7 protein-coding genes and 1 tRNA gene are annotated in these 16,305 nt (G+C 68.8%); 6 read left to right on the top strand and 2 right to left on the bottom strand.

The features are described from left to right. Positions 1–124: 124 nt before the first annotated feature. Positions 125–934, top strand: a complete 810-nt coding sequence (locus tag ACZYX4_RS10370; protein ID WP_463875535.1) for a VOC family protein — start codon at positions 125–127, stop codon at positions 932–934. 393 nt (positions 935–1,327) lie between these two features. Continuing rightward, positions 1,328–5,899, top strand: coding sequence for an ExeM/NucH family extracellular endonuclease (locus ACZYX4_RS10365; protein ID WP_463875533.1), 4,572 nt, complete (start codon positions 1,328–1,330; stop codon positions 5,897–5,899). A 144-nt stretch (positions 5,900–6,043) separates the two neighbouring features. On the opposite strand, the gene ACZYX4_RS10360 is transcribed toward ACZYX4_RS10365, so the two are convergent. Further along, on the bottom strand, positions 6,044–8,029 hold the full coding sequence (locus tag ACZYX4_RS10360; protein ID WP_463875531.1) for an FAD/NAD(P)-binding protein: 1,986 nt from the start codon (positions 8,027–8,029) through the stop codon (positions 6,044–6,046). Between the two features lie 119 nt (positions 8,030–8,148). Here ACZYX4_RS10360 and ACZYX4_RS10355 point away from each other — a divergent pair, with 119 nt between their 5' ends. From ACZYX4_RS10355 to ACZYX4_RS10345, 3 genes are all read left to right on the top strand, one after another. After that, positions 8,149–10,440, top strand: a complete 2,292-nt coding sequence (locus ACZYX4_RS10355; RefSeq protein ID WP_463875529.1) for a prolyl oligopeptidase family serine peptidase — start codon at positions 8,149–8,151, stop codon at positions 10,438–10,440. A gap of 144 nt (positions 10,441–10,584) precedes the next feature. After that, a tRNA-Ser gene (locus ACZYX4_RS10350) sits at positions 10,585–10,672 on the top strand. A gap of 102 nt (positions 10,673–10,774) precedes the next feature. After that, positions 10,775–12,430 carry a phytoene desaturase family protein gene (locus ACZYX4_RS10345; protein ID WP_463875527.1) on the top strand — a complete coding sequence of 552 codons (1,656 nt, stop codon included), beginning with the start codon at positions 10,775–10,777 and terminating at the stop codon, positions 12,428–12,430. Positions 12,431–12,442: 12 nt separating this feature from the next. Here ACZYX4_RS10345 and ACZYX4_RS10340 read toward each other — a convergent pair whose 3' ends face one another. Next, positions 12,443–14,656, bottom strand: a complete 2,214-nt coding sequence (locus ACZYX4_RS10340) for a RecQ family ATP-dependent DNA helicase (protein WP_463875525.1) — start codon at positions 14,654–14,656, stop codon at positions 12,443–12,445. Between the two features lie 172 nt (positions 14,657–14,828). On the opposite strand from ACZYX4_RS10340, the gene ACZYX4_RS10335 reads away from it, so the two are divergent. Then, entirely contained in the window at positions 14,829–16,247 is a 1,419-nt protein-coding gene (locus ACZYX4_RS10335; protein WP_463875523.1) for a phosphomannomutase/phosphoglucomutase, read from the top strand. The last annotated feature ends 58 nt before the right edge of the window (positions 16,248–16,305 follow it).

Here is a 16,305-nt window from a genome sequence, read left to right as displayed (position 1 = left end):
CAATCAACCGGACCATTGAAAACCGTCAGCATCCGGGAATAGTCTCTGTGTGTCCTCACGGCCCACATGAATCCGCTTCCCTTGCAGCACAACTCGTGGCCGCGGGGCAGAGAAGGAGCCCACCATGCCAATACCGGAGCACACCAACGGCGCACCATGCTGGATCGACCTGATGACCGCCGACACGGGAAAGGCCAAGGCGTTCTATGGCGGGCTGTTTGGCTGGACTTTCGAAACGGGCGACCAGGAGAAGTACGGCGGGTACATCACAGCCGCGAAGGACGGGAAACCCGTGGCCGGCATGATGCAAAAGCAGGAAAGCCAGGCGAACCTCCCGGACGTCTGGTCCACTTACCTGCGCACGGATGATGCAGGGACCACGGTCAGGAACGCGGCGGAGCATGGCGGCCAGGTCTACCTTGAACCCATGGACGTGCCCGAGCTGGGCAGCATGGCGATGATCGCCGATGCCACCGGGGCATCCATCGGCATCTGGCAGCCCGGCGGGATGAAGGGCTACGAACTCGCTGCCGAAGCCGGAACGCCGGCGTGGCATGAGCTTCACGCCAAGAACTATGCCGCCGCCGTCAAGTTTTACGAGGACGTTTTTGGCTGGGAAACCGAGGTCATGAGTGACACTCCTGATTTCCGCTACACCACGCTGGGCGCGGGCGACGCCGCTAAAGCAGCGATCATGGATGCCTCGGGTTATCTCCCCGCAGAGGCCCCGTCCCACTGGCAGGTCTACTTCGCTGTGGAGGACGCGGACGCCGCAGCCGAAAAGGCCGTGTCCCTGGGCGCCACGGTGATCGACGGGCCAGCCGATACCCCGTTCGGGCGGCTTGCCACGCTCGCTGACCCCACCGGGGCGATGTTCAAAATCATTGCAGAGAGCACACAGCAAGGTGCCGGTGACCCGGCTCGGGGCAACTGAGCCCGCCACTGACCTCGGGAACAGCTGAGCAAAAACTTCGGGAAATCCTTCCGCAAAACTGCCGCGGGAATACCGGCCGGCCGCTTCAACGGCGGCCACTGGCCGGTATTCTTGTCATGCCCGCCGCCTCCGCACCGGGCAGCTTCAACTGACGCAGGTCAGATGAAGCACCAACTCCGTCGCTGGGGCGCACCGTTGGTGGTCCGTGACGGCTGTGACGCGTTCCGCTGGGGGACGTCTCGCCGAATGCACATGAAGGACACCCTCTGTTCATTCACCGCTGTTTTGATGTGCCGGGAACTGCTTGACCAGGAGCAGCACCGGCGGTCCGCGGCATCACGCGGGCACCTTCCACCCAGCCCTCACCCGGGCACCTAATGAGAGTTAGAGCGGATGAAACACATACCTTGGAAGACCGCGCTGGGCACAGCGCTGTCGGCGGGGCTCATCGCAGCCCCGCTGGCCGCTGTGCCGGCGTTCGCCGTGGAGCCCTCCCCGGCAGCCGCTGGCAACTCGCCAGTCATCATCAACGAGGCGTACCTCAGCGGCGGCAGCGCCGGGGCAGCCTTCAAGAACAAGTTCGTCGAGCTTCAGAACACCTCCGACGCCCCGGTCTCGCTGGACGGCTGGTCCCTCCAGTACCGCTCCGCGTCGGGTACCGGCGCTCCCGGAAACGTCGTCCCGCTGACCGGCAGTATTGCCGCCAAGAGCTTCTACCTGATCAAGGCAACCGGGAACAATCCCACGACGTCGACGGCGCCGGAAGTGCCCGCGTTTGATCTGGACGCAGGCAGCAAATTCGCACCCAGCGGCACCACCGGCACCATCCTGCTGGCGAAGCAGACGACGGCCGTTAACCCGCTGGCCCCGGGCTCGGTCATCGAGTCCGCCAACGTCGCTGATCTGCTCGGCTACGGGACCTCGAACACCTTCGAAACCCGGGTGGCTCCGGCCCCGGCCAGCAACACCGATGTCAAGAGCATCAACCGCAGCAACGGCGCTGACAGCAACAACAACTCCGCGGACTTCACGCTGAACGGCACCATCACCCCCAAGGCCCCCAACGGTGCAGCCGCCCCGGTCGATCCTCCGGTCGATCCCGGCCCCGCCACTCCCCCGGCCGCCAGGACCATCGCGGAAATCCAGGGCGACGGCGTCGCAAGCCCGTTCGCCGGGACCTCGGTCACCACCCGCGGCAAGGTCACCGCGACCTTCCCCACCGGCGGGTTCGCCGGCTACTACATCCAGACCCCCGGCACCGGCGGAGATTTGACCCCGGCCAACCACACGGCGTCGGATGCCGTCTTCGTCTTCTCGGCCGCCACGGCCGGTTCCGTGCAGATCGGCGACCACGTCGAGGTGACGGGCACCGTCAGCGAATACTTCGGCATGACCCAGGTGGGCGTTGCCGCCGCGGCGGGCCTGAAAAAGCTCACCGAGGCAGCCCCCGAGGTCAAGGCCACCGGCTTTGCCCTCCCGGCCGGCGAGGCCTTCCGCGAAGCGCTCGAAGGCATGCTGCTGACCCCGCAGGGACCCGTTACGGTCACTGACAACTACTCGCTGAACCAGTACGGCGAAATCGGCCTGGCCGGAGGCACCACACCGCTGGAGCAGCCCACCGCCGTCGCGCCGTACGGCTCTGCCGAACACTCCGCCACCGTCGCCGCCAACGCCGCCCGCGGCATCAGGCTCGACGACGGCGCCACCACCAACTTCCTCAAGGACGCCGGCACCAAGGCCCTGGAACTGCCCTACCTGACCACGGCTGACCCCGTCCGCGTGGGCGCACCGGTGACCTTCAAGACCAACGTGGTGCTCAACTACGCCAACGGCTCCTGGAAGTTCCAGCCGCTGACCCACCTGACCCCCGCCAACGCGGAGGCAGTCCAGCCCGTCAGCTTCGGCGCGACCACCCGCACGGAGGCTCCGGCGGCCGTGGGAGGCAATCTCAAGATCGCCTCGTTCAACGTGCTCAACTACTTCCCCACCACGGGCGACCAGCTCACCGGATGCACCTACTACACCGACCGCGCCGGCAACCCGATCACCGTCCGCGGCGGCTGCGACGCCCGCGGCGCGGCCAACGCCGAAAACCTCCAGCGCCAGCAGGACAAGATCGTCGCCGCCATCACCAAGTCCGGCGCCGACGTCGTGTCCCTCATGGAAATCGAGAACTCAGCGCAGTTCGGCAAGAACCGTGACGACGCCCTGGCCAAGCTGGTCGATTCCCTGAACATCGCCACGCCGGGCATCTGGGACTACGTCCGCACTCCCGCCAACGCACCCCCGCTGGCCGACGAGGACATGATCCGCACCGCCTTCATCTTCAAGAAGTCCGCAGCGGAGCCGGTGGGCGAGTCCATCATCCACAACGACACCGTCGCTTTCGCGAATGCCCGCAAGCCGCTGGCGCAGGTCTTCAAGCCGGTCGGCGCCGCCGATGACAAGAAGTTCATCGCGATCGCCAACCACTTCAAGTCCAAGGGCTCAGCCGCCACCCCGGAGGACACCGACAAGGGCCAGGGCGCCTCGAACCTCGCCCGCACCGCGCAGGCCCGGTCCCTCCTCGAGTTTTCCAACGAACTGCAGACCGCCAAGGGCACCGACAAGGTCTTCCTGATCGGCGACTTCAATGCCTACGCCAAGGAAGATCCGATCAACGTCTTCACGGCCGCGGGATACGTCAACCAGGACGACAAGGCCCGGAACGCCGACGGTTCAGCCAAGCACTCCTACCTCTTCGGTGGCCTGGTGGGCTCCCTGGACCACATCCTCGCCTCACCGGGCGCCAACTCCATCGTCACCGGCGCCGACATCTGGAACATCAACTCCGTGGAGTCCGTGGCCCTGGAGTACAGCCGCTACAACAACAACGTGACCGACTACTACGCTCCGGACCAGTTCCGGGCCAGCGACCACGACCCGGTGGTGGTCGGACTCAACCTGCCTTCCACTCCTGCCAGCGTTGAGCTGAACTTCCTGGGCATCAACGATTTCCACGGCCGCATCGACTCGAACACCGTGTTCTTTGCGGGCACCATCGAGAAGCTGCGGGCCGCGGCTGCGCCCGGCGCCACGGCCTTCCTCTCCGCCGGCGACAACATCGGCGCCTCGCTGTTCGCCTCGGCGGTTGCCAAGGACCAGCCCACCATCGACGTGCTGAACGCCCTCGAACTGCGGGCCTCGGCCGTGGGCAACCACGAGTTCGACGGCGGCTGGGCCGACCTGCGCGACCGCGTCATCGCCGGCGGGACCAATGCCAAGTTCCCCTACCTGGGTGCCAACGTGTACAAGAAGGGCACCACCGAGCCGGTCCTGCCGGAATACACCGTGCTCGACATGAACGGCATCAGGGTCGCCGTGATCGGCACGGTCACGCAGGAAACGCCGTCGCTGGTCACCCCTGCCGGGATCGCCGACCTCGAGTTCGGCGACGCCGTCGACGCCATCAACCGCGCCGCCGCCAAGATCAAGGCGGACAACCTGGCCGACGTAATCATCGTGGAGAACCACGACGGCGCCGGTTCCGGCGCGCCCGAAGGCTCCACCCTGGAGCAGGAAGTCGCCGCCGGCGGCCCCTTCGCCAAGATGGTCACCGGGGTCACCCCGGATGTTGCCGCGATCTTCAACGGCCACACCCACAAGCAGTACGCGTGGGATGCCCCGGTCCCCGGCGTCGAGGGCAAGACGCGCCCGATCGTCCAGACCGGCAACTACGGCGAGTTCATCGGCCAGATCCGGCTGACCATCGACACGAAAACCAAGTCGGTCACCGGCTACACGGCCGGCAACGTCAAGCGCACCACCTCGGCTGACCAGCCGGCAGCCGACCTCGTGGCCGCTTACCCGCGGGTCGCCGCCGTCAAGACCATCGTTGACAAGGCCCTGGCCGACGCAGCGGTGGTCGGCAACCAGCCGGTCGGCAAGGTGAGCGCGGATATCACCACCGCGTTCACACCTGCCACCGGCGCCACCGCGGCAGCACGCGATGACCGCAGCAGCGAGTCCACCCTGGGCAACCTGGTCGCGGATTCCCTGGTGGATTCACTCAAGACGCCCGAGCTGGGCGGCGCCGAGATCGGCGTCGTCAACCCGGGCGGCCTGCGCAACGAGCTGTACTACGCGCCGGACGGGACCATCACCTACGCCGAGGCCAACGCGGTCCTGCCGTTCGTGAACAACCTGTGGACCACCTCGCTGACCGGCGCGCAGTTCAAGACGCTCCTGGAACAGCAGTGGCAGACCAACCCGGACGGCACGGTTCCCAGCCGCGCCTACCAGCAGCTCGGTCTGTCCAAGAACGTCAATTACACCTACGACGCCGCCCGCGCCGCCGGTGACCGGATCACCTCGATCCGGGTCAACGGCGCACTGATCGACCCGGCGCAGTCCTACCGGATCGGAACGTTCAACTTCCTGGCAACGGGCGGCGACAACTTCCGCATCTTCACCTCCGGCACCAACACCAAGGACTCCGGACTCGTGGACCGCGACGCGTGGATCAAGTACCTGCAGGCACACAGCCCGGTCTCCCCGGACTTCGCCCGCCGCTCTGTCGCCGTGGTGAACACCACCGCCGCCCAGGTCAAGGGCGGGGAGACCATCACCCTGGCCGTCTCCAAGCTGGACCTCACCTCGCTGGGCAGCCCGGTGAACACCTCGCTGCGCGCCGAGTTCACCGATGCCAAGGGCACCGTCACCGCCCTGGGCACGGTACCGGTTTCCGCCGGTGCCGCCACGGTGGAGGTGAAGGTTCCCGCCGGCGCCGCGGCCGGCATGGGCACCCTGGTGCTCACCGCCGCCGAGTCCGGAACCGTGGTGAAGACCGGTGTCCTGGTCGCAGCCAGCGTTCCGGCCCCGCCAAAGTGCACCGCGCCGGTTCCGCCGACGAAATGGTACGACTTCAAGGGCTGGATCAAGTACACGGTTACCTGGCTCCAGTACCAGAAGTGCCTGAGGGGCTAGTTTCCCGGCCCTGACCCAGTGAGCATGCCCTCCCCCGGGCTGCAGCAGTGGACATATAGCCCATATGTCCACTGCTCAGCCCGGACGGAGGGCATGCCCATTTTTCGGACACAGGTCCGGAGGGCATGCCCATTTTTCGGGGGTCTAACGGCCGAGGATGGCCCGGGCAATCTCGTCGGCGTCCCGCAGGGTGCGCTGGCCGCTGCGGTACACGGGTCCGCACTTCTGCCGGGCCTCTGCCGCGATGGCGGTTCCCCACTGCACGGCGGACAGCTGCAGCCCCAGGACATACAGGCCCTCGGTCACCGATCCGTTCGCGCCCAGCGGCCGGTAGGGATGTGGCGCCACGTCCAGCCCGGATGTCGGCACCGGCATCCCTTCCACCGTCATCATGAGCCGCGGGCGGACCAGGCCTTCGGCGAACATCTGCTCCAGCAGGGGTGACTCGTTGACCGTGACCTTGTTGGCCGGCGCCAGCGCCTCGATCATGGCCACGGCCTGCACCACTTCCCCGGGACCGTCTCCCACACTGTTCCCCACCCAGGGCGAGACCGCCGTGAAGGTCCCCGCTTTGCGGTCCACGCCGAACTTCGGGTCCGGGCCGACGAACCGGACGACGCCGGCGCCGACCAGGGCAGCGAGCTGTTCGGCCCGCAGCGCCGGCGGACCGCTGGCCAGACCTTCCACGAAGGATTCGAACCAGCCGCGGAGGCCCGCGACCCACGATTCATCGGTGATGCCGCCGTCCGCGACGGCGGTCTTCAGCACTGCCCGCCCGTGGTGCAGGGCACCGATCGTCATCTTCACCGGATCATCCTCGCCCAGCGCGGAACGCCGGGCGTCGTCGAGCAGGTAGTCGACGACGGCGTTGTCGAGTTCCGCGCGGGAGGTGAACGACCTCCCTGCCAGCGGTGCCGCAAGTCCCAGCAGGTTCAGCCGGTGGGCGGGACGGACGTGGATGTCCAGGACGGAGTCCACCAGGTCGTCCCATTTCGCGGCGGAGTGCGCGTGCGGACGCAGGGCCTCCTCCAGCGCCTTCAGGAACTCCTCCGGTTCCGTCCGGATGGCGCCGGGCTGCGAGCGCGCCAGCGTCGAGTAGTAGGCCCAGAGTGCGTCACGGTGCAGGAGGGGCCAGAGGTCATGGTCGAAGGCAGGCCGGATTCCCGCCTCCGCGAATTTCGCCACGGCGCTTTCGGTGCAGTACCTCAGCGTCACGGCGTCAGGATAGTAGCCCGCGAGGGTCGCCTTGGCCCGGTAGGGGGTGCCGCGCCGGGAGGCCGCGATGATGAGCGGTTCGCGGCCCGAGGGAAGGTAGCTCAGCCTGCCGTTTTCGCCGGGCAGGAACTGTCCGCCGCGGCCTTCGGTCAGCTGGCCCATCGCATCGAAGAAGTTCAGGCCCATGCCGCGCACCAGCACCGGTTTGACCGCCGGCACCCGCGACCAGTCGACGTCGGCCGGAGCCGCCGGCGGCAGGTACAGCAGCCCGAGTTCCTCGGCCGCCGCCTGGAGGTCGCGTTGTTCGGGGTTGAGCCGCGATTCCAGGTGGCCGAGGGCCAGGACCACGGAGTCGACGGTGAGGACCCCGCCGTCGGCCAGCCCGACGTCGAACCCCACGCGGCCGTCGTCGCCCTCCCCGGCTCGGGGCGCGGCAGCATGGCGGACGGACGTCGCCGTTGTGGCATGGAAGTCCACCGCTGCGCCGGCCGGGATGCGGGCCCGCAGCTCTTCCAGGGTGAAGCGCAGGTAGCGCCCGTACAGGGCCCGGCTGGGGAAGTCCGCCGCACCCAGCCCCGAGAGTTCGGCGCGTTCGTCGGCGGTGAGGGAGGGGTGCGGCTGTTGCTGCTGCAGTTCACGCCAGCGGTCGAAGGTGTGGCCGGCGAGCGGCCGCGCGAGATCGGGGTCCTCGGGGATGACGGTGGGATAGAACGACTGGGTATTCATCAGGAAGAGCCGGGACTGGCCGGGCTGCCAGATGTGTCCCGGCCCCGCGGGATAGGGGTCGATGACGTCGATGTGCAAGGTGGCGCCCGGTCCGGCCGGCGCCCAGTTGGCCAGCAGCCGCTCCAGCGCACTCATGCCCCGGGGACCGGCGCCAATCACTGCCGTCCGGATGCTCTGCGATATGCCCACGGCATCCAGCGTATCCGCTACCAGCACGCAGCCCGGACCTGGCTGACGTCCCCGGGACGGGTTCCGCGGGGCTTGGGCTCGACTTGCCACCGGCGCGCCGATGTTGCTTGGATGGAAAAATGACCACCGCTGAAGCTGCTCCCCCGCCCGCGTCCGACCGCCCCGCCGCGGGCGCCCCGGCAGACACCGCCGCGGGCACCGCGCCCGAACCCGTAGACGAGAACATCTGGCTCGAGGAGATCTACGGCGAGGAACAGCTGGCCTGGGTCCGGGAGCAGAACGCCCGCACCGAGGAGCTGCTGGAAGACGCGGAGTACACCGCCCTGGAGTCCAGCATCCTCGAGGTGCTGGACTCCACCGACCGGATCGCGATGGTGGGCAAGCACGGCGACTGGTACTACAACTTCTGGAAGGACCGGGACAACCCGAAGGGCCTGTGGCGACGGACCAGCTGGGACAGCTACCGCGGCGGAGCACCGGAGTGGGACATCCTGCTGGATGTGGACGCACTGGCCGCGGCGGAAGGGCAGGAGTGGGTCTTCCACGGCGCCAATTTCCTGCGCCCCGCCGCCGGCGAACCGCACCGGCGGGCGCTGCTGGCGCTCTCGCCCGACGGCGGCGACGCGAACCGCTACCGCGAATTCGACGTCGGGTCCCGCAGCTTCGTGGACCCGGCTGCCGGCGGCTTCGACCTGCCGACAGCGAAGGGCAACGCCTCCTGGCTCGACGCCGACACCCTGCTGGTCTCCTCCACTGCCGAGGGACTGCCCGCCACCACGTCCTCCTACGCCCGGACCGGCGTCAAGTTATGCCGCGGCGGATCCCTGGCCTCGGCGGAACGGCTGTTCGAAATCCCCGAGGACCACATGATGGCCCTCGTGGCGCACGACTCCACCCCGGGGTTCGAGCGGACCTTTGCCGTGGACTTGATCAGCTTCTTCGAGAAGACCACCTCGGTGCTGCGCGACGGCCAGTGGGTGCAGCTCGACGTGCCCGTGGACGTCAACCTCAGTTCGCACCGCGACTGGCTGCTGTTCCGGCCGCAAAAGGACTGGACCGTCGGCGCGAGGACCTACCCGGCAGGATCCCTGCTCGCCGCCGGCTTTGAAGATTTCCTGGCCGGGGGCCGGGAGCTGTCCGTGCTGTTCGCCCCGGATGAGCACACCTCCCTGCAGTCCTGGAGCTGGACACGGGACTTCCTGCTGCTGAACCTGCTCCGCGATGTCTCTTCGGAGATCCGGGTCCTCGATCCGCGGCAGCCCGGGACGGACACCGCGTGGGCCTCCACCCTGCTGGATGCCTGCCCTCCGCTGCACGACGTCAACGCCTACGCCGTCGACGACGAGGACAATGCCGACGACTCGGACGATGACGGCACCGACGGCGCCGCGCCGGTAGCCGCAGAGGAGGCCCCCGGCGCGGGGAACGACTTCTGGCTCGTGGCCACCGGATTCACCACGCCGAGCACCCTCACCCGCGGCACCCTCACGCGCACCGCCCGGGGCGGTGTGGACAGCACGCACGAGGTAGTCCGGTCCTCGCCGTCGTTCTTCAACGAAGACGCCTACGAGGTCCAGCAGCACTTTGCCGTGTCCAAGGACGGCACCCGCGTGCCGTATTTCCAGGTGGCGTCCAAGGACCTCGTGCTGGACGGCCAGAACCCCACACAGCTGTCCGGCTACGGCGGCTTCGAGATCTCCCGGACCCCTGCCTACAGCGGCGCGGTCGGCCGCGCCTGGCTGGAACGCCGCACGACAGAATCCGCCGGGCACGAGGGGGATGCCCCGCACACCCGCGGCGGCGTGTACGTGGTGGCCAACATCCGCGGCGGCGGCGAATACGGCCCCGCGTGGCACCGTGCGGCGCTGCAGGAGAAGCGGCACCGGGCGTACGAGGATTTCGCCGCCGTGGCGGCAGACCTGATCTCCCGCGGCGTGACCTCCCGCGAGCGGCTCGGCTGTGTTGGCGGATCCAACGGCGGCCTGCTGGTGGGGAACATGCTCACGGGGTATCCGGAGCTCTTCGGTGCCGTCTCCTGCGGGGTGCCGCTGCTGGACATGCGCCGCTACTCCAGGCTGTCCGCCGGGTACTCCTGGATTGCCGAATACGGCGATCCGGACGTTCCCGAACAGTGGGACTTCATCAAGACGTTCTCCCCGTACCACTTGCTCAGGGACGGGGTGGACTACCCGGAGACGTTCATCTGGACGGCCACCTCGGACGACCGCGTGGGCCCGGTCCAGGCGCGCAAGATGGCGGCCCGCATGCAGGCGATGGGCATCGCCAACGTCTGGTTCCACGAGTCACTGGAAGGCGGCCATGCCGGCGCCTCGGACAACCGGCAGGCCGCGGCGCTGCAGAGCCGCAGCCAGCACTTCCTCTGGCGGGCCCTGGCCGGCCGGGGCGCCTGAGCCGTCCCCTCCCCCGGACGAGCAACGCGGGGTCACGTAGCGCCCATTTGCAGGGCAACCATGGGCCGGAAGTGACCCCGCGTTGCTCGTTTTGCACTGCATGGCCGCTTCTGCGTATCCTTGGTTGGCTAGTTACTAGCAATTGGAGACGTGCCAGAGCGGCCGAATGGGCTTCACTGCTAATGAAGTGTGGGGCACAACTCCACCGGGGGTTCAAATCCCCCCGTCTCCGCGTTTGGCCCCGGTCCCTGGACCGGGGCCTTTTGCGTACCCGGCCACGTCCGGGTACCGGACACCGTACGCATTTCCCCCGCCCGGATGGCAGGATGAGCCCATGTCGAGCACCAACGCGTTTGACGCGATCATCGTAGGCGGCGGCCACAACGGCCTGGCCGCGGCAGCATATCTGTCCAAAGCCGGCCGGAAGGTCCTGCTGCTGGAGAAGCTGGAACACCCCGGCGGTGCCGCCGTGTCAGCCCACGCGTTCGACGGCGTCGACGCGCGCCTCTCGCGGTATTCCTACCTCGTGAGCCTGCTCCCGCAGCAGGTCATCGACGACCTTGGCCTGCGCATCCGGCTGGCACGGCGCCGGTATTCGTCCTACACCCCCGCCCCGCACGACGGCGGGCGTGCCCTGCTGATCGACAACGGGGACGCCGCAGCCACCGCGGCCTCCTTTGGCGCCGTCGGCGCTCCCGCCAGCGAGTTCCACGCCTTCACCGAGTTCTACGCCGGCTGCCGCCGGCTCACCGAGGCCCTCTGGCCGACCATGACGTCACCACTGCCGACCCGCTCCCAGGCCAAGGCTCTCGCGGCCGGGGCCGGAGCCGCGGAGGCGTGGGATGACATGATCGAACGGCCCCTCGGGGACAGCATCACCCGGTCGCTCCAGCACGACCTGGTCCGCGGCGTGGTGCTGACCGACGCCCTGATCGGCACCTTTGCCCGGGCAGGCGACGAGGATCTGCAGCAGAACATCTGTTTCCTGTACCATCTGGTCGGCGGCGGGACGGGCGACTGGGACGTTCCCGTGGGCGGGATGGGCGCGGTCTCCGGGGAACTGGAACGCTCAGCGCGTGAGGCCGGGGCGGCCATCCTGACGTCAGCGGAGGTCACCGCCGTCCGCCCGGGAGGTGTGGTCAGCTACCGGCATGGTGCAGCAGAGTACACGGCCACCGCGGCCTGGGTCCTCGCCAACGTGGCCCCGGTGGTGCTGGACCGGCTCAGGAGCTCCGGGGCTTCCGCCGGCACCGCCCCGAACACCACACAGAACCCGAACCATCTCCGGGAAGGCGCCCAGGTCAAGGTGAACCTGCTGTTGAAACGGCTCCCCCGGCTGCTGGACCCGCGGATCAGCCCGGAAGCGGCCTTCGGCGGGACCTTCCACATCAACGAGACCTGGTCGCAGCTCGACGCCGCCTACCTCGCCGCCGCGGCCGGAACCATCCCGGACCCGCTGCCCTGCGAGATCTACTGCCATTCCCTTACGGACCCCAGCATCCTGTCCCCCGAGCTGCAGGCCTCCGGGGCACAGACCCTTACCGTGTTCGGCCTGCACGTCCCGGACCGGCTGATCACAGCCGAGAACAACGACCAGCGCCGGGCGGAACTGCAGGCCGCGGTCCTGAAGTCCCTGAACTCGGTCCTTGCCGAACCCATCGAGGAGCTGCTACTGGCCGGTCCGGACGGGCAGCCCTGCATCGAAACCAAAACCACCCTGGACATTGAACGCGCAGTCGGCATGCCGCGGGGCAATATCTTCCACGGGGGCCTCGACTGGCCCTTCGTCGAGGACAACGCACCGCTGGACACTCCGGCGCAGCGCTGGGGCGTCGCCACAGATGACCCGCAGCTCCTGCTCTGCGGCTCCGGGGCCCGCCGCGGCGGTGCCGTCAGCGCCATCGGCGGGCACAACGCGGCCATGGCAGTGCTGGAGTCCGGGTCGCTGGAGTCCGGCCCGCTGGACTCCAGCCGCGCCCCGCAGGGCTGAACCTGGCCGCGGTCAGCCGGCCTGGCCCAGCACCAGCGGCAGCACCGCGCCGGCGCCGGCGAGCCTGAGGGTCCGGCCGGCGACGGTCACGGTCCAGCGGCTGTCGACCAGATCGTCGATCAGCATCACGCTCTGGCCCTGGATGCCCGCCAGGGCCGCTTCCAGTTCCGGCCCCACCACGAGGCGGTCCCAGACCCCGGCAAGCCGGTAGGCGCTGTTGCCACCGCGCCCGCCGGTCGGTCCGCCGTGCTCAAGCTGCAGCTGCCCCAGGTAAGGGATCCGGCCAATTTCCGAGATGCCCCGGGCCAGCGAGTCCACCAGGGCAGGTTTGCCGCGGGACGGGATGCTGATGATGGCGGCGGGCCGGCCCGCGCCGCTCCAGCCGGGGGTGCGGTTGTCACCGGAGCCCCACTCGCGCAGCACCTGGACGCATGCCTGCAGCATGCCGGGGTCCACGGTACGGTCGGGGGTTCCGGCGGCGAAGGCCTCGCGCAGGGCGCCGCCCCAGCCCAGGTCCGTGAGCCGGGCCAGCGCACGGCCGGCGGCGACGCTTTCCTCGGGCTTGATCTTGCCCTTGACGGGCACGCCCAGCCGGTCCATGCCGCTGGGCCACTGCAGCCGGGGTTCCAGCGGAACACCGGCGCGGCTCAGCGTCTGCCCCGCGGCTTCGGTGGCCGCGGCGGCAATGTCCGCCGGGAACCACTGTCCGGCGCAGTTGTCGCAGCGGCCGCAGGCGCGGGCGGTCTCGTCGTCGAGGACCGAGGTGATGTATTCCATCCGGCAGCCGGCGGTGTCCTGGTAGATGACCATGGAGTCCTGCTCATCCACCCGGGCCTCCGCGATCCGGCTGTACCGCTCGGCGTCGTAGGTCCACGGCTGGCCGGTGGAACGCCAGCCGCCGCCGACCCGTTCCACGGCGCCGTCGACCGCCAGGACCTTCAACAGCAGCTCCAGCGGCGTCCGGCGCAGATCCACGCGGGCCTCCAGCGCGACCGTGGACACGGCGGTCCCCGCTTCGGCGAGGGCGGTCAGCACCGCACCGGCCTTCGCCTCCGACGGCATGGACGCGGTGGCAAAGTACTGCCAGATGTCCCGGTCCTCGGACCCGGGCAGCAGCAGCACGTCGGCGTTGGCGGCCCCACGGCCGGCGCGGCCGACCTGCTGGTAGTAGGCGACGGGCGAGGACGGCGCCCCGAGGTGCACGACGAACCCGAGATCCGGCTTGTCGAAGCCCATGCCGAGGGCGGACGTGGCCACGAGGGCCTTGACCTTGTTGTCCTTCAGAAGCTGCTCGGCGCGTTCCCGGTCGGCGGGGTCGGTACGTCCGGTGTAGGCGAGCACCTCGTGGCCGGCTTCGGCCAGGAGCCGCGCGGTGTCCTCGGCGGCGGAGACCGTCAGGGTGTAAATGATTCCACTGCCGGGCAGGTCTTTCAGGTGCGTGAGCAGCCAGCCGAGCCGGTCGCGGGAGTCCGGCAGTCTCAGCACGCCGAGCCGCAGCGATTCCCGGCCCAGCGCGCCGCGGATCGTCAGCACGCCGGCGCCCAGCTGCTCCTCGATGTCGTGGACCACCCGGGAGTTGGCCGTGGCGGTGGTGGCCAGCACCGGAACCGACTCCGGCAGCTGGGTGATCAGGTCCGCGATGCGCCGGTAGTCGGGGCGGAAATCGTGGCCCCAGTCCGAGATGCAGTGGGCCTCATCGATGACCAGCAGCCCGGTGCGGCGGATCAGCTCGGGGAGCTGGTTCTCCCGGAAGGAGGGACTGGTGAGCCGCTCGGGCGAGACCAGCAGGACATCGACCTCATCCGCCGCGAGCTGTTCCCGGACGGTATCCCATTCCAGCTGGTTGGCGGAGTTGATGGCCACGGCCCGGACCCCGGCCCGTGCCGCGGCGGCCACCTGGTCACGCATGAGGGCCAGCAGCGGGGAGACGATCAGGGTGGGCCCGGCGCCGCGGCGCCGGAGCAGCAGGGACGAGACAAAGTACACCGCCGACTTTCCCCAGCCGGTGCGCTGCACGACGAGGGCCCGCCGCCCGCCGTCGACGAGGGCCTCGATGGCCTCGAACTGGCCGTCATGGAACTCCGCGCCCGGGTGCCCGACCAGCTCGCGCAGCACTTCCTGGGCCTGCTCGCGGGTCCCGGCAGCCCCGGCGGAAGCGGCGGAAACGGCGCCGCCGGTTGTGGCAGGGGAAGCGGAAAGGACTGCAGCGTTCTGGTTATTGGCCATTGCTTCAGTATCCCAGCCCCCTCCGACAGCCGCGAAGCCCGGGGGCCCCGCTATGTGGACAATCACAGAAGATCCGCCTGCGGTCCGGCGCCGGGAAGGCCACACGACCGCCCCGTCACGGCCCGGCCCGGCCGTCCACGTAAGATTCGGCCGTCCACGTATGATAAGACGCGTGACTATGGACCAGACAAAGACTTTTGACCTCTCGGCCTCCTTCAAGGCCTACGACGTGCGCGGCATTGTCGGCGAATCAATCACCGCCGAGATCGTCGAAGCGGTGGGCGCGGCATTCGTCGACGTCCTGCAGCTGGAGGGTAAAACGGTGCTGGTCGGTGGCGACATGCGCCCGTCCTCCCCCGAGTTCATCAAGGCCTTTGCCAACGGTGCCGCCCGGCGCGGCGCTGACGTCCAGCTGCTCGACCTCATCTCCACCGATGAGCTCTACTACGCGTGCGGCTCGCTCAACGCAGCCGGTGCCACCTTCACCGCCAGCCACAACCCTGCCGCGTACAACGGCATCAAGATGGCCAAGGCCGGCGCCGAGCCGATCTCCTCCGAATCCGGGCTCAAGGAAATCCAGGCCCGCGCCGAGGAATACCTCAACTCCGGGTCCATCCCCGCCGCCCCCGCCCGCGGCCTGATCGGCGTGCACGACGTCCTGAAGGGCTACTCCGAGTACCTCCGCAGCCTCGTGGACCTCCGCGGCATCCGTCCGTTGAAGGTCGTCGTAGACGCCGGCAACGGCATGGCCGGGCTCACCACCCCCGCCGCGCTCGGCGACGCCCTGCTGCCCAAGCTCCCCCTTGAGATCATCCCGCTCTACTTCGAGCTCGACGGCTCCTTCCCGAACCACCCCGCCAACCCGCTGGAACCGGAGAACCTGCGCGACCTGCAGGCCGCCGTCGTCGAGCACGGGGCGGACATTGGACTGGCGTTCGACGGCGACGCCGACCGCTGCTTCGTCATTGACGAAAAGGGCGAACCCGTCTCGCCGTCCGCGATCACCGGCATGGTGGCCCGCCGCGAGATCGGCCGCGCGCAGGGGCTCGGCGAGGCCAACCCCACCGTCATCCACAACCTGCTGACCTCCCGCGCCGTCCCCGAGCTGGTGGAACGCCTCGGCGGCCGGGCAGTGCGCACCCGGGTGGGCCACTCCTTCATCAAGGCTGTGATGGCCTCAGAGGGTGCCGTCTTCGGCGGCGAACACTCCGCCCACTTCTACTTCCGCGACTTCTGGAACGCAGACACCGGCATGCTCGCTGCCATGCATGTCCTGGCCGCCCTCGGCGAACAGGACGGCCCGCTGTCCGAGCTCGGCCGCGAATACGAGCCGTACATGTCCTCGGGCGAGATCAACTCGGAAATCGAAGACAAGGCCGGCGCCGTGGAACGGGTCCGGCACGACTTCCATACCGAGGACGTCGATCTGGACTACCTGGACGGCAGCACCTTCATCGCCAGGGACGGCAGCTACTGGTTCAACCTGCGGCCCTCCAACACCGAGCCGTTCCTCCGCCTGAACGTCGAGGCCACGGACCGGGCCACCATGGAGCGGGTCCGCGACCGCGTCCTGGCACTGGTCCGGGGCTAGAAGCGTGTCGGAACGGCCGGCGGACCCCGCCACGGAGACCGGCACCGGGTCCGCCAGC

The sequence above is a fragment of the Pseudarthrobacter leeuwenhoeki genome (assembly GCF_055412885.1).
This window is presented reverse-complemented; position numbering and strand designations above follow the sequence as displayed.

What these genes read in the sequence shown, in the direction of transcription:
- ACZYX4_RS10370 (WP_463875535.1), top strand. Translation starts at nt 125, where the DNA reads ATGCCAATACCGGAGCACACCAACGGCGCACCATGCTGGATCGACCTG.
- ACZYX4_RS10365 (WP_463875533.1), top strand. Translation starts at nt 1,328, where the DNA reads ATGAAACACATACCTTGGAAGACCGCGCTGGGCACAGCGCTGTCGGCG.
- ACZYX4_RS10355 (WP_463875529.1), top strand. Translation starts at nt 8,149, where the DNA reads ATGACCACCGCTGAAGCTGCTCCCCCGCCCGCGTCCGACCGCCCCGCC.
- ACZYX4_RS10345 (WP_463875527.1), top strand. Translation starts at nt 10,775, where the DNA reads ATGTCGAGCACCAACGCGTTTGACGCGATCATCGTAGGCGGCGGCCAC.
- ACZYX4_RS10340 (WP_463875525.1), bottom strand. Translation starts at nt 14,656, where the DNA reads ATGGCCAATAACCAGAACGCTGCAGTCCTTTCCGCTTCCCCTGCCACA.